Source organism: Vreelandella venusta (assembly GCF_007989605.1).
Classification (GTDB): domain Bacteria; phylum Pseudomonadota; class Gammaproteobacteria; order Pseudomonadales; family Halomonadaceae; genus Vreelandella; species Vreelandella venusta.
On sequence record NZ_BJUL01000006.1, the window covers coordinates 210,557 to 225,603 of the forward strand.

General features: G+C 52.6%; 11 protein-coding genes, 1 tRNA gene and 1 other RNA gene. 10 read left to right on the top strand and 3 right to left on the bottom strand.

Annotation, left to right across the window (positions count from 1 at the left end; all coding sequences use genetic code 11):
• Window positions 1-352: 352 nt before the first annotated feature.
• The 3 genes from ffs to HVE01_RS09040 all read right to left on the bottom strand — a co-directional run bounded on the left by ffs (window position 353) and on the right by HVE01_RS09040 (window position 1,617).
• An RNA gene (ffs, locus tag HVE01_RS09030) (signal recognition particle sRNA small type) lies at window positions 353-449 on the bottom strand.
• A gap of 55 nt (window positions 450-504) precedes the next feature.
• Window positions 505-581, bottom strand: a tRNA-Met gene (locus tag HVE01_RS09035).
• Window positions 582-684: 103 nt separating this feature from the next.
• Window positions 685-1,617: a choline ABC transporter substrate-binding protein gene (locus HVE01_RS09040; protein WP_146943655.1), complete on the bottom strand. Its 933-nt coding sequence runs from the start codon at window positions 1,615-1,617 to the stop codon at window positions 685-687.
• A gap of 199 nt (window positions 1,618-1,816) precedes the next feature.
• Here HVE01_RS09040 and betI point away from each other — a divergent pair, with 199 nt between their 5' ends.
• The 10 genes from betI (at window position 1,817) to HVE01_RS09090 (ending at window position 14,914) form a co-directional block, all read left to right on the top strand.
• The gene (betI, locus tag HVE01_RS09045) at window positions 1,817-2,440 is read left to right on the top strand and encodes a transcriptional regulator BetI (RefSeq protein ID WP_186808824.1); all 624 of its coding nucleotides are present in this window, start codon (window positions 1,817-1,819) and stop codon (window positions 2,438-2,440) included.
• A gap of 10 nt (window positions 2,441-2,450) precedes the next feature.
• Window positions 2,451-3,920 (top strand): betaine-aldehyde dehydrogenase, encoded by a 1,470-nt coding sequence (betB, locus tag HVE01_RS09050; protein ID WP_146943657.1) that lies wholly within the window; start codon window positions 2,451-2,453, stop codon window positions 3,918-3,920.
• A 99-nt stretch (window positions 3,921-4,019) separates the two neighbouring features.
• Window positions 4,020-5,696 (top strand): choline dehydrogenase, encoded by a 1,677-nt coding sequence (gene betA, locus HVE01_RS09055; RefSeq protein ID WP_146943659.1) that lies wholly within the window; start codon window positions 4,020-4,022, stop codon window positions 5,694-5,696.
• A gap of 198 nt (window positions 5,697-5,894) precedes the next feature.
• A complete protein-coding gene (locus tag HVE01_RS09060) occupies window positions 5,895-8,381 on the top strand; it encodes an acyl-CoA dehydrogenase (protein WP_146943661.1) in 2,487 nt (828 codons plus the stop codon).
• 442 nt (window positions 8,382-8,823) lie between these two features.
• On the top strand, window positions 8,824-9,921 hold the full coding sequence (locus HVE01_RS09065; RefSeq protein ID WP_125748610.1) for an ABC transporter ATP-binding protein: 1,098 nt from the start codon (window positions 8,824-8,826) through the stop codon (window positions 9,919-9,921).
• Entirely contained in the window at window positions 9,914-11,011 is a 1,098-nt protein-coding gene (locus tag HVE01_RS09070) for an ABC transporter ATP-binding protein (protein WP_146943663.1), read from the top strand. The genes HVE01_RS09065 and HVE01_RS09070 overlap by 8 nt, the downstream gene beginning before the upstream one ends.
• Entirely contained in the window at window positions 11,008-11,895 is an 888-nt protein-coding gene (locus tag HVE01_RS09075; protein WP_125748616.1) for a carbohydrate ABC transporter permease, read from the top strand. Before HVE01_RS09070 ends, HVE01_RS09075 begins: the two co-directional genes overlap by 4 nt.
• A gap of 1 nt (window position 11,896) precedes the next feature.
• On the top strand, window positions 11,897-12,793 hold the full coding sequence (locus HVE01_RS09080; protein ID WP_125748619.1) for a carbohydrate ABC transporter permease: 897 nt from the start codon (window positions 11,897-11,899) through the stop codon (window positions 12,791-12,793).
• Window positions 12,794-12,808: 15 nt separating this feature from the next.
• Entirely contained in the window at window positions 12,809-13,081 is a 273-nt protein-coding gene (locus HVE01_RS09085; RefSeq protein ID WP_038484947.1) for a DUF2160 domain-containing protein, read from the top strand.
• Between the two features lie 93 nt (window positions 13,082-13,174).
• The gene (locus tag HVE01_RS09090; protein WP_146943665.1) at window positions 13,175-14,914 is read left to right on the top strand and encodes an ABC transporter substrate-binding protein; all 1,740 of its coding nucleotides are present in this window, start codon (window positions 13,175-13,177) and stop codon (window positions 14,912-14,914) included.
• Window positions 14,915-15,047 lie beyond the last annotated feature (133 nt).

Genomic DNA, 15,047 nt, shown 5'->3' on the forward strand with positions numbered 1-15,047 from the left:
AGAAAGTAACTTATATAAATAACAGCCTAGCAGCGATGCCCGACAAATTAACTAAGAGAAAATTAAGTAGATAGTGAGGAATATAGCTTTGCAACAATATAGAGAGCGTCCAGACTGCGTTTCGAAAAACACAACAGCATCTGAATACTTAAAATAAAAACCAGTATCAAACTACGACGACAACAATCAGTACGCTAATAGCCTTTTTGCGCTAACAAGTTTGCAGCGATTTTTGACGCGGGAACGATGGGCATTACTTCCATGAATGGCATCACTATTTCTATAGCAATGTTACCAAGAAATAATCGATATCAGTGGTTTCAGGTAAAAGCAGCACTAGAAATGGAGGCAGCCCCAAAAGCCACATCCCGGCACACGCAGCCACCACTACCGTTGCTCCCTTCCGGGCCTGGCGGGGTTTGCAGTTTAGCGTTGCGGGAGGACCTAAGGGGCCACCATAACGGCACACTCTGTTACTTCTAGGTGAGTGTACTAATGCTGATGTGGTGGCTACGCCCTGATTTGAACAGGGGACCCCATCATTATGAGTGATGTGCTCTAACCAGCTGAGCTACGTAGCCTTTCCCTCATCAACGGGTGCAGATTATGCCTATCTTAACTATGAAAGGCAAGCCAAAAACGACTTGCCCATCATTCAATTGCCCTATTACTTATCTAGTGTGCTTATAAGGCTGCTTGGACTGCTGGCAGTGCTTCTTCACCTGCTCGAGTAGTCACCCCTTCTAGCCATGCTGCTAGCACATCATCGTTTTCATTGAGGTAACTACGCGCTGCCTCTCGAGGGTCTACCCCATCGTCCATAATGGCGCTCATCAATTGGTTTTCCATTTCCAGGGTGAACGTCATATTCTTTAGCAATTCACCGATATTAGGACATGCTTCCACAAACCCTGCCCGAGTATTGGTATGCACGGTTGCGCCCCCCAGGTTGTGACCAAAATAGTCGCCAGCATCAGATAAATACGCCATATCAAAATTAGTATTCATTGGATGCGGTTCCCAGCCTAAAAACACCATCCATTTCTCATTGGGCACCCTCGCGCGCAGTTCAGCCAGCATCCCCGCCTCGCTCGAATCGACGACTTGCCAATCACCTAGCCCATAGGCGTTATCATCAATCATTTGCTCAATCAGCTCGTTACCATCATTACCAGCTTCAATGCCGTGTAAACGCTGCTCAAACTGATCAGTATGCTCTGCCAAATCATTAACAGAGGTCACGCCCGCATCATAGACATACTGGGGCACTGCCAGGGTGTACTTGGCTCCCTCAAGGTTGACCACTAAGCGCTCAACCTCGCCGCGCTCCACATAAGGATCGCTGATAGAGGCCATCGACGGCATCCAGTTGCCTAAGAAGACGTCAAAATCGTTATTACTCATGCCCGCATAAGCAATCGGTACCGAGACAGTATCGACGCGCGTTTCGTAACCAAGCGCTTCCAATACCTCACTGGCCAGTGCTGTCGTTGCCGTGATGTCAGTCCAGCCCACTTCAGCAAAGCGAACACTACTGCACTCATTGGCATAGGCAGCTACCGGTAAACAGGCAGTCAGCAGCAATGTACTTAGGCTTCGTGTATATGTCCGGTTCATATTGATCTTCTCCATTATCGGTTTTGTATGAGTGCGCCCTGTATGCAACATTCGTTCAGCTGTAAAAGCGAGAAAACAGCGCAGACTTTTATTGATTGAACGTTCAATAAAAAAATGCCATCATGATCAGGTAATCATGCCTACTCCTAGTTTTCAAGGACAGGAGCCAATGGGCATTCAACGTCAGTAGGAGATAGCTGTGCCTAAGGTGGGAATGGAACCGATACGCCGCCAGCAGTTAATTAAGGCTACCATGGCGGCCATTGATGAAGTTGGTTTAGCAGAAGCAACCGTCATGCGAATCGCCCGTCATGCTGGCGTTTCGGCGGGCATTATTAGTCACTACTTTGGCGGCAAGGATGGCCTGCTGGAAGCAACAATGCGGCAGATTTTGACCGATCTTAGTGAGGCCGTTGCAGCACGCCGCCGTGCGTTAGAAGACGACTCCCCCCGGGCGCACATTGGCGCCATCATCGAAGGTAACTTTGATCGCACCCAGGTGACCGGCCCCGCCGCCAAAACATGGCTCGCCTTTTGGGCTAGCAGCATGCACAAGCCCGTGCTTCAGCGGCTGCAGAATGTCAACGATCGCCGCCTTTACGCCAATTTATGTCATCAATTCCAGCGCGTCATGCCCCGCGCAGACGCCCGCAATGCCGCCCGCGGTTTGGCCGCGATGATTGATGGTCTATGGCTGCGTGGCGCACTGACACCAGAAGGGCTCGACGCCGCTGAAGCGCGACATCTTGCGCACACCTATCTCGACCAACTGCTTATTCATCATGGGTGTCAGAACCGTGCATCCACTGCAGAGACACAGTAAGGAGACCAACATGGCCGCTCAAGACATTCAGCCACTTTATATTGATGGTCGCCCGGTAGACGCCACTTCAGGCGAGACATTTACCGTTTCAAACCCCTACGATGGCAGCCTGCTTGCCACGATTGGCCAGGCAAGCCAAGCTGATGTTGATAGCGCTGTCGAAGCCGCCCAACGCGGACAGCGTCAATGGGCTTCGATGACGGGCATGGAACGCTCACGCGTTCTGCTGCGCGCTGTTGCACTGTTAAGAGAACGCAACGATGAGCTTGCCGAGCTAGAAACTCACAATACCGGCAAGCCTATTAGCGAAACCGCCAGTGTTGATATTGTGACGGGAGCCGATGCCTTGGAGTATTACGCAGGCCTTGCCCCCGCTATCGAAGGCAGCCAGATTCCGCTGCGCGACAGCTCCTTTGTATATACCCGTCGCGAGCCACTCGGTGTCATTGGTGCCATTGGCGCCTGGAACTATCCCATTCAAATCGCTTGCTGGAAAGCCGCACCTGCGTTGGCAGCGGGCAACGCCATTGTCTTCAAACCTAGTGAAGTTACACCGCTAACCGCCATCAAACTGGCTGAAATCTTCACTGAAGCAGGCCTACCTAACGGTGTTTTCAATGTCGTTCAAGGCGATGGCCGCGTTGGCGCGATGCTGACTGAGCATCCAGGTATCGCCAAGGTATCGTTTACTGGCGAAGTCGGCACGGGAAAAAAAGTAATGGCCGCTGCGGGTGGCTCTACGCTGAAAGATGTCACCATGGAACTAGGCGGCAAGTCCCCGCTGATCGTGTTTGCCGATGCTGATTTAGATCGTGCCGCCGATGCCGCTATGATGGCCAACTTCTACTCCAGCGGCCAGATTTGCACCAACGGCACTCGCGTATTCGTGGAGCGCAGCGTCAAAGATACCTTTGAGGCGAAGCTGGTTGAGCGCGTTCAGCGTATCAAAGCGGGTAACCCGATGGACCCCAGCGTTAACTTCGGCCCGCTAGTAAGTTTTGAACATCAGCAAAAAGTGCTTTCCTATATTGCCTTGGGTAAAGAGCAAGGCGCGCGAGTATTGGCAGGTGGCGATGCGTGGAATAGCGGCGATTGGGCGAAAGGCGCCTGGGCAGCCCCCACCATCTTCACCGATTGCACTGACGATATGCGCATCGTAAGAGAAGAGATTTTTGGCCCAGTGATGTCCGTACTCGCCTTTGAAGACGAAGACGATGTTATTCGTCGCGCCAATGACACCAAGTACGGCCTGGCGGCGGGTGTGTTCAGTGAAAGCTTAAGCCGTGCTCACCGGGTTATTCATCAGTTGGAAGCTGGCATTTGCTGGATCAACACCTGGGGCGAGTCACCTTCTGAAATGCCGGTAGGTGGCTACAAAGAGTCAGGCATCGGCCGCGAGAACGGTGTCGAGACGCTCAATCACTACACCCAGACCAAGTCGGTACAGATCGAGATGGGGCCATTTGAGTCGGTGTTTTAGGCGAAGTAATGGACGTTCCCGGTAGGTATATCGAAGAGAAACATCCCTTTTATACCTACCGGCTAATTCCCCATCATTCGGCTCTTCCAAGGTAAAAGCATGTCTCAACCACGCGAATTTGATTACATCATTATCGGTGCAGGCTCGGCCGGCAATGTACTGGCTACCCGCCTCACCGAAGACAGTGACGTCAGCGTTTTGCTGCTTGAAGCAGGCGGCCCTGATTACCGTTTCGATTTTCGCACCCAAATGCCCGCCGCGCTGGCCTACCCGCTACAAGGCAAACGCTATAACTGGGCATTTGAAACCGACCCCGAACCCTATATGGATGGCCGTCGCATGGAGTGCGGCCGTGGCAAAGGCCTGGGCGGCTCTTCACTGATCAACGGCATGTGCTATATCCGCGGCAACGCTCTGGATTACGATAACTGGGCCAAGCAACCCGGCTTAGAGGAGTGGGATTACCTCAGTTGCCTGCCCTATTTCAAAAAATGCGAAACCCGCGATATTGGCCCTAATGAGTACCACGGCGGCGACGGCCCGGTCAGCGTGACCACGCCGAAAGCTGGCAATAATCCGCTTTACCGCACGTTTATCGAAGCGGGGAAGCAAGCAGGCTACCCTGAAACCGAGGATGTTAACGGCTACCAGCAAGAGGGCTTTGGCCCCATGGACCGCTTCGTCACACCCAAGGGGCGCCGTGCGTCGACTGCACGCGGCTACCTGGACACTGCCAAGCAGCGCAGCAACCTGACCATTGAAACCCACGCAGTCACCGATGTGATTGAATTTGACGGCAAACGTGCCGTTGGCGTGCGTTACGAGCAGAAAGGTCAGCTACACAAGGCCCGCGCTCGCCGGGAAGTGCTGCTGTGTGGCGGTGCCATTGCCTCACCACAGATTCTTCAGCGCTCTGGAGTAGGCAACCCCGAATGGCTTCGGGAATTAGGCATTTCAGTCATCCATGAGTTACCCGGCGTAGGCGAGAATCTCCAGGACCACCTTGAGATGTACATTCAGTACGAATGCAAAGAGCCTATTTCGCTGTATCCGGCGCTGAAATGGTACAACCAGCCGAAAATTGGTGCCGAGTGGTTATTTAAGGGCACTGGCGTCGGCGCCAGCAACCAGTTTGAATCCTGCGGTTTTATTCGTAGCAATGATGCGGAAGAGTGGCCAAACCTGCAGTACCACTTCCTGCCCATCGCGATCAGTTACAACGGCAAAAGCGCCGTCCAAGCACATGGCTTCCAGGCTCACGTTGGCTCGATGCGTTCGGAAAGCCGGGGACGAATTCGATTAACCTCGAAAGACCCACACGCGGCACCTAGCATCTTGTTTAACTACATGGCCAAAGAGAAAGATTGGCAAGAGTTCCGCGATGCGATTCGCTTAACCCGCGATATCATCGCGCAACCAGCGTTTGATAAGTACCGTGGCCGTGAAATTTCCCCTGGCCCTAGCGTGCAAAGTGATGAAGAACTCGATAACTTCGTCAAGCAACACGCTGAAACGGCTTATCACCCGTGTGGCAGTTGCCGCATGGGCGAAGGTGAGATGGCAGTAACCGATAGCCAAGGCCGCGTACATGGGCTCGAAGGCCTGCGCGTCGTCGACGCCTCGCTGTTCCCGGTGATCCCTACCGGCAACCTAAACGCGCCTACTATTATGCTGGCGGAGAAAATTGCTGATCGCATCCGTGGACGTGAACCTTTGCCACGCGCCAAGGTGGATTATTACGTCGCTCACGGCGCACCCGCCAAACAGGCTTCGTAGCTCACTCACACCTGCATGCAACACGCTCAACGCCATGGCCACTCGCCATGGCGTTTTTTTATGGCCTATTTACGCTACAGTAAAGAGACTATAGCGAATGTATAAGAGTGAAATGCTTGCACTGATATAGGTGACTCTGACAATATTCAAACATACGTTTAAATACGTCCACAATTAACCACCCACGGAGAAACATCCATGCTCACCTTACTACTCATTGTGCTTGCCGTTGCAGGCTTGCTCGTGGTGATGCGCCGCGAAGCAGGCGCTACGCCAGCACTCGCCCTGCTTGGCGTACTGGGCTTAGTAGGCTTAGTGCTTGGCGCGAGCGTTATTGGCACGCTGCTATTGATTGCGGCTGCCGCCGTTGCCATTGCTGGTCTACCCGTATTACGCAGCAAGTGGCTGACGCCGCGCATTTTCGCCACCTTCAAAAAGGTAGCGCCGAAAGTGTCCGATACGGAGCGCACGGCATTAGAAGCGGGCAGCGTCTCCTGGGATGGTGAGCTTTTCTCAGGCAACCCCCAATGGGAGTCGTTACTTAACTATAAAGACGACGGGCTGAGCGAAGCAGAACAAGCATTCTTGGATAACCAGTGTGCAACAGCAGCAGGCATGTGTAACGCCTGGGATATCGCCCAAGAACGCGCTGACCTACCCCAACAGCTTTGGGATTACCTAAAGAAAGAAGGCTTCTTCGGCATGATTATTCCGAAGGAGTACGGCGGCCTCGGATTCTCAGCTAAAGCCCAGTCCATGGTACTGCAGAAGCTCTCCGCCAATGAGACGCTGATGGTCACCGTTGGCGTACCAAACTCACTCGGCCCAGGCGAACTGCTGCTTAAATACGGCACTCAACAACAGAAAGACCACTACTTGCCCCGTCTTGCTGATGGTCGCGAAATCCCCTGCTTCGGCCTAACCGGCCCGCGTGCTGGCTCTGATGCCACGTCGTTACCGGATACAGGCGTTGTCTGTAAGCAAGTTATCAATGGCGAAGAAGTGCTTGGTTTACGCCTTAACTTCGAAAAACGCTGGATTACCCTGGCTCCCATTGCCACCGTGGTAGGTCTAGCCTTCCGTCTTTTTGATCCAGAAAAATTGCTCGGTGATGAAGAAGATCGCGGCATCACCCTTGCACTCGTTCCCCGGGATACTCAGGGCATGGATATCGGTCGCCGTCACCATCCTATCGGCAGCCCGTTTATGAACGGTCCGATTAAAGGTAACGACGTGTTTGTGCCGCTGGATACCATTATTGGTGGCCCAGATATGATCGGCCAAGGCTGGCGCATGCTGGTCGAGTGCCTGTCGATTGGACGTTGCATTACCTTGCCTTCTGGTGCGACCGGTACCGCCCGCTACGCGCTAGGCTGGAGCGGTGGTTTTACCCGCGTACGTCGTCAGTTCAACGTACCCGTCGCTGAAATGGAAGGCGTACAGGAGCCGTTAGCACGCATGGCCTCGCTGGCTTACATCTCTGCTGCTACGGTTTACCAAACCGCTAACCTGATCGACCATGGCGAAAAACCCGCCGTTCCTTCAGCCATCTTGAAGAGCCAACTAACCGAGTTCCAGCGTGTGCTGCTTAGCGACGCAATGGATGTTCACGGTGGTAAAGCCGTTACCCTTGGTCCACGCAACTATCTGGGCATTGGCTACAGTGCTAACCCGGTGGCCATCACCGTGGAAGGCGCCAACATTATGACTCGCAACCTGATGATCTTTGGTCAAGGTGCGATTCGCTGCCATCCCTATGTACTGGACGAGCTAGCGGCTAAAGATGCCAACGACGTTAAAGCCTTCGACAAAGCCTTCTTTGGCCACGCAGGGCTGATTTTCGGCAATGCTGCTCGTGCCTTTACGCTTGGGTTTGGCCTGGGCAAAGCCAATGTACCTTTTAGTGGCCCTGCGGCTATCTACGCCCAGGATATTGCACGCATTTCAGCAGGCTTTGGCCTATGTGCCGACGCCGCCATGGCCAGCCTTGGCTCTGAACTCAAGAAGCGCGAAATGCTCTCAGCACGCTTGGGTGATGTTCTGTCTAATCTGTATCTAGCTTCCATGGTACTGAAACAGTGGCACACCGGTGACCAAGTAGAGGGTGAAGAAGCGCTGCTGCACTACAGCCTGAGGTTCCTGCTAAACCGTGCCGAACAGGCGTTCGTTGAAATTTTCGATAACCTACCGAACCGCGCGCTAGGCAAAGTATTGAAAGTCGTTGTAATGCCAACCGGCCGCCGCTGGAATAAACCGCATGACGACTTGGCTCGCGATATCGCACAGCGCGTATCCACACATAGCGCCCTGCGCAGCAAGCTACTTTCCAATACCTGGGATAAAGATGATGGCGCAGAGTCTAACCCGCTGGCGCGCTATAACGCGCTGCTGGTGGATTATGACCGCGCCGAAACGCTCTATCGCACGGTGAACAAAGCCTATGCCAAAGGTGAGCTGCCACAAACGGCACTACACCCTGAAGCACGCATTGAGGCCGCACTGGACAAAGGCATTATCCAAGAAGACGACGCGCAGTTTATGCGCACTTTTGAGGCGGAAGTACTCGAGATGTTAACGGTTGATGACTTCGCCTATGACGCGTTTGCCAATGATAAATCGACCTTGATTAATCACAATGCAGCGCCTGTGGCCGCGCCGCAGCAAGAAGAAACCAGCGTTAAGTAGTTCTATCTCGCTTTAACTAGCCCTGTAACCGGCCTCTCCAGGCCGGTTTTTTTTGCGCATTTTCAAAAACGAAACAAACGAACATTCATATATCTCAATCATCGGCTGCCTTGCTGCTCGGAACGCCCCGTTTTACTGCCAATCTCTCACAAAAATAGCGGCCATTAGATACTCTTAATCGCAGAAGCAGCAAAGATGTACGCCTAAAAGCGAATACCAACAGCTACAAAAGTCGTTGCAAGTTCGCAAATGATCAACTAGCCTTTCGTTATTGAAAATAAAGTGAATAAAAATCCGCTTGATGGTTGACTGACAATAAAGTGCAAACAGCCCAGGCTAACATCTCGAATAAGTGAGTATTGCTTCACTTTTATCAATAGCGATCAACGCCACACCTCTACCAATAACATCAATCTATAACAATGACGTTAGCGAGATCGGCATGTCCTTACATCTGCAAAATATCGACCACATTGTCGGTGGTGAATCCCATATCAGTGGGGTGAACCTCGAGCTGGAGCCGGGTTCCTTCAATGTGCTGCTAGGGCGAACCCTGGCAGGTAAAACAACGCTCATGCGATTAATGGCGGGGTTGGAGCAACCTACCCGGGGGCGAATCTACATGGATGGCAAGGATGTCACGGGCGTATCCGTCCGCAAACGCAATGTCTCCATGGTCTATCAGCAGTTCATTAATTACCCAAGCCTTAACGTTTACGACAATATCGCGTCGCCACTGAAATTGGCTAAGGCATCCAAGCAGGAAATCGACAAGCGTGTGCGCGAAACCGCCGCCATGCTGGGGATTGACCACTTACTGGACCGCTTGCCGCTTGAGCTTTCAGGCGGGCAACAGCAGCGTACCGCCATGGGCCGCGCTTTGGTTAAGGATGCGGACCTGATCCTGTTTGATGAACCGTTGGTCAATCTTGACTACAAACTGCGTGAAGCACTACGCGATGAACTTCGCGGGCTATTTAAGGCGCGAAACTGCATTGCCGTTTATGCCACCACAGAGCCCAACGAAGCGCTAGCGTTAGGCGGCAACACTGCCGTATTGCATGAAGGCAAGCTGCTGCAATATGGCCCAACCGAGCAAATTTATCGCGAGCCTAACGGTATCCTGAGCGCTGAGATGTTTTCAGAACCGCCTATCAATATTGTGCCGGGACATCTTACTGCTAATGAAATCACCTTCGACCAGGATATCCATTTCCCCTGCGATGCGGCGCTGCGCAACCTACCTGCGGGAGCTTACCGATTCGGAGTCCGTGCTTCTCACGTCAGCCTACAGCCGAATGCAGCGGATGATTTAGAGCTTGAAGTTGAAGTTGAAGTGGCTGAAATCAGCGGCTCGGAAACCTTCCTCCACGTGCGACACAGCTTGTTTCCTTTAGTACTCCATTTGCTTGGCATCCATACCCCTAAAGTCAATCAGCGCATAAAGATCTACTTCCCTACCCACAAGCTGTTTGTCTTCGATCAGCAGGGTTCTATTGTTCATACGCCGGAAACACGGGGAGTGAATCAGCATGGCTGAGATCATATTAAAGGCTCTTGCGCATACTTATAGCGCTAACCCGAAATCACCTGAAGATTACGCAATTCGCCAGATGGAGCATATCTGGCACCAAGGCGGCGCTTATGCCCTCCTGGGGCCATCAGGGTGTGGCAAATCCACCCTGCTGAACATTATTTCCGGGCTGCTCGAACCTTCCGAAGGGGATGTGCTATTTGATGGCCAGCGAGTTAACGAACTGCCGCCTGAGGAGCGCAACATCGCTCAGGTTTTTCAGTTTCCGGTGATTTACGACACCATGACGGTGTTTGATAACCTCGCCTTTCCATTGCGTAACATCAACATTCCAGGTCACCGCATCACGCCAAAGGTAGAGGAAGTTGCGGAGATTCTAGAGTTAACTCCTCTGCTAAAGCGTAAAGCCAAAGGGCTAACCGCTGATGAGAAACAGAAGGTTTCAATGGGGCGCGGCTTGGTGCGCGATGATGTCTCGGCAATTCTGTTTGACGAGCCGTTAACGGTTATCGATCCACAGCTCAAGTGGAAATTACGCCGCAAGCTGAAGGAGATTCACCAGCGCTTCAATATCACCATGATTTACGTCACCCATGACCAGTTGGAAGCGGCAACGTTTGCCGACAAAATCGCTGTGATGTATGAAGGTCAGGTGGTTCAGTTCGGCACTCCTCAAGAACTCTTTGAAACCCCCGCGCATACCTTTGTTGGCTATTTTATCGGCAGCCCTGGTATGAACATTCTGGATGTACGCCACCATGCGGGGGAAATCATCTTTGCTGATATACCGCTCCCCATACCGCAGGCGTTTGTTGACGCCATTGCCAATACCAACAGCTCGAATATAAAAATCGGCATTCGCCCCGAGTTTGTAACCGTGCATGCCAGCAAACGTGAAGGTGCCCTGCCCGCTCGTAAACGGCAGGTGCAAGATCTAGGCACCTATTCAATTGTTACCTTTGAGTTGGGTGGTCAGGCGTTTAAGGCACGCTTGCCGGAAGGTCATCCTGAATTCGGAGACGATATTTATCTCACCTTTGACCACGATCAGTTAGGGCTGTTTGTGGACGAATATCGGGTGGAGGTTACCTCATGAATAATAAAGTCTATAACAACCGCGCTTGGCTATTAGTGCTACCAATGCTAGTGCTCGTGGCATTTTCCGCCATCATCCCCTTAATGACAGTGGTCAACTACTCGGTACAGGACGTGCTAGGCCCCAACGCCAGCTTCTTTACCGGTACCGAGTGGTTTCGCACTATGCTCAACGACTCGGAGCTGCAAGCGGCATTTGGTCGGCAAATACTGTTTTCATTGATTATTTTGGCTATCCAGATCCCGTTGGGGATAGGAATAGCGCTGATTATGCCAAAGCAGGGCTGGCAGGCGTCCGCCGTACTAATTCTGATTACCCTGCCCCTGCTCATTCCTTGGAACGTCGTTGGCAGTATCTGGCAGATCTTTACCCGTGGCGATATTGGGCTAATGGGCTGGGGGCTGCGCGAGCTAGGTATTAATTACAATATTACCCGTAATGCCGGTGACGCCTGGGCGACCATTATTTTAATGGATGTTTGGCACTGGACGCCGCTTGTCGCAATGCTTTGCTATAGCGGGCTGCGTTCTATTCCAGAAGCCTACTACCAAGCGGCAAGGATTGACCGTGCTTCTAAATGGGCAGTGTTTCGCTATATTCAGCTACCGAAGCTAACCAACGTTCTGGTCATCGCCGTACTGCTGCGCTTCATGCACTCCTTCATGATCTACGCCGAGCCCTTTGTGTTAACCGGAGGTGGGCCTGGCAGCTCAACTACCTTCCTAACCCAATCGCTTGCCACTATGGCTATCGGCCAGCAGGATCTAGGGCCTTCTGCCGCCTTCTCGATCATTTACTTCCTCGTCATTCTGCTAGTCAGCTGGGTGTTCTATACCACCATCATGCATCTGCAGAAAGACAAGAATTCACAGGGAGGCGCGTGAGATGTCTTACCAACTTGAAAACACCCAGCAGGGTGAAAAATACAACACTATTTTCAGTAAGGTGCCAGCAGCTGAGCGACGCAAGCGCCACTCACGCTCTCGGCTGAGAAAGCGGCTTCTGCTTGGCACCTATATCGTGCTGCTGATACTGCCCCTTTATTGGCTGCTCAATATGTCGCTGCAGACTAACAGCGAAATTCTCGGGTCGATGACGCTGTGGCCGCAGAACCTGACCTTTGATAACTACATCGGCATCTTCACTAACCCAAGCTGGTACATGGGGTACGTCAACTCCATCATGTATGTGGTGATGAATATGATCATCACCATGTTAGTGGCACTTCCGGCCGCCTATGCCTTCAGTCGTTACAAGTTCATCGGTGATAAGCACTTGTTCTTCTGGCTACTAACCAACTTGATGGCGCCACCCGCGGTATTTTTGCTGCCCTACTTCCAGCTTTATTACTCGGTCGGCTTATTCGATACGCACATCGCCGTCGCGCTAGCTCACTGCCTATTCAATATTCCGTTGGCCATCTGGATTCTGGAAGGCTTTATGAGCAGCGTGCCTAAAGAAATCGACGAAACTGCCTATATCGATGGTTACAGCTTTCCCAGGTTTTTCATCAAAATCTTCATTCCCATGATCAGTTCTGGCATTGGCGTGGTGCTGTTCTTCCTGTTCATGTTTTCCTGGGTTGAACTGCTGCTGGCGCGCACTCTGACATCTACAGACGCACAGCCGATCGGCATGATCATGACCAGGACCTCGACAGCATCAGGTATCGACTGGGGCACCCTCGCCGCCGCCGGCATGTTGACCATTGTCCCCGGCATTCTGGTGGTTTACTTCGTACGCAACCATATCGCCAAGGGCTTTGCCCTGGGCCGCACCTGAGTAGGAGGAAACCTCATGTCCTGGATGGTATGGACTTTACCAACGGCTATTTTCTTTTCTTCCATTGCGGCCATGCTCGCTGGCATGACGATCTGGGAACTGCGCTCGCCAAGCATTGAAAGAAAGGGATTTTTGCCCATTAGTACCACCCGTGGTGATCGGCTGTTTATCGGCTTGCTGTCTGCCGCGTTTATTCACTTGGGTTTCATTGGGTTCACGTCACTTTCAATTTGGATTGCACTAGCACTTTCAGCGGTATGGCTGCTGGTGTTAATGCGTTGGGGTTAGCCAACAGTAATTCCAGGAAAACCCTGGCGTTAAGTACGGCAGTATCAAGGACGCTCAAGAGATCAGGGAAGAGCACAACAAAACGAGGTCAACATGCGCAACAACCAGTTCAAACTTACCACCCTCGCCGCCAGCCTCATGCTCGCATCGGGGACACTGATGGCCGACGACCACGATGCGCGGGCAATCGCAGAGCGCTTGGTCGACGAGCACTTCCAAAACTCTACCTTGAGTCGTGAAGAGCAAATCGAAGAACTGCTTTGGTTTGCAAAAGCAGCTGAGCCTTTCCGCGGCATGGACATTCAAACTGTCGCCGAAGGCTTGACCACTCACGTCTATGAAAGCGAAGTGCTGGCAGAAGCGTTCAGTGAGCTAACAGGAATCAATATTACTCACAATATTATCGGTGAAGGCGACGTCGTCGATACGATGCAAAACCAAATGCAATCAGGTAATAGCATCTACGACGGTTTTGTAAATGACACCGACTCTATTGGCACGCACATTCGTTACGGCACCACCATTAACCTCACCGAGGCGATGGAAAACGAATGGGCTGACTACACTCTTCCTACGCTGGACCTAGACGATTTCATCGGCTTGCAGTACGGCACCGGCCCAGACGGCAGCCTCTATCAGCTCCCCACCCAGCAGTTCGCCAACCTCTACTGGTTCCGCTATGACTGGTTCCAGCGTGAAGACCTGCAGGCGCAGTTCCGTGAGATTTACGGCTATGACCTAGGCGTGCCCACCAACTGGACTGCCTACGAAGATATCGCCGAGTTCTTCAGTAAGCATGTTGGTGAAATCGACGGTACTACCGTTTATGGCCACATGGACTACGGCCGTCGTGATCCGTCGCTGGGCTGGCGTTTCCATGACTCCTGGCTCTCAATGGCCGGTATGGGTAGCCCGGGCGTGCCATCAGGCAATCCGGTCGACGACTGGGGCATTCGCGTTAACGAAGATAGTCAGCCGGTAGGTGCCAGCGTTAGTCGTGGCGGTGCAACCAACTCGCCAGCGTCTGTCTTTGCCATGCAAAAAGCCGTTGATTGGCTACGTGACTTCGCACCGCCTGAAGCACAGGGCATGACCTTTGGGGAAGCGGGTCCTGTGCCTGCTCAAGGTCATATTGCTCAGCAAATTTTCTGGTACACCGCCTTCACAGCAGACATGACCGACCCTGCGGTGGCTGTGACCGACGATGAAGGTAACCCACTTTGGCGTATGGCACCTTCCCCTACCGGCCCTTACTGGGAAGAAGGTATGAAAGTCGGTTATCAGGACGTAGGGGCATGGACGTTCTTTGACTCCACTCCAGAGGACCGCCGAACCGCCGCGTGGCTATTTGCCCAGTTTACGGTAGCCAAAACGACCTCTCTTGAAAAACTAATGGCTGGCCTAACGCCGATTCGTGAATCTGACATTTTCTCTGAGCAGATGACCGAAATGGCGCCCAAGCTTGGTGGTTTGGTCGAGTTCTACCGCAGCCCCAACGAATCCAACTGGACGCCTACCGGCACCAACGTACCCGATTATCCACGCATGGCTCCGCTATGGTGGCAAAACCTAGCGCCGGTAATGAGTGGCGAAGTTACCCCTCAAGAGGGCTTGGATAAGCTGGCAGCAGATATGGATAACACCATGTACCGCTTAGCTCGCGCAAACGTCTTCGATAGCTACGCCCCGGCGCTTAACGAAGAGCGCGACCCACAATACTGGCTGGATCAAGAAGGCTCACCTAAGCAAAAGCTTGATGATGAAATGCCCCAAGGAACGACCGTTCCTTACGATGAAATGATGGAAGCCTGGATGGAAGCGGGTACCCGCTAATCCAGTAAGGGCGGGCCGAAGCCCGCCCTATCAAGGCTCAAAAACTAGGTTTCATCAGCGGCGAGCAAATAACAGCAGGGCTCGCTGGTCTACATAGGCTTATTGCTTTGTTGTCATGTTGAAACCGCTACCT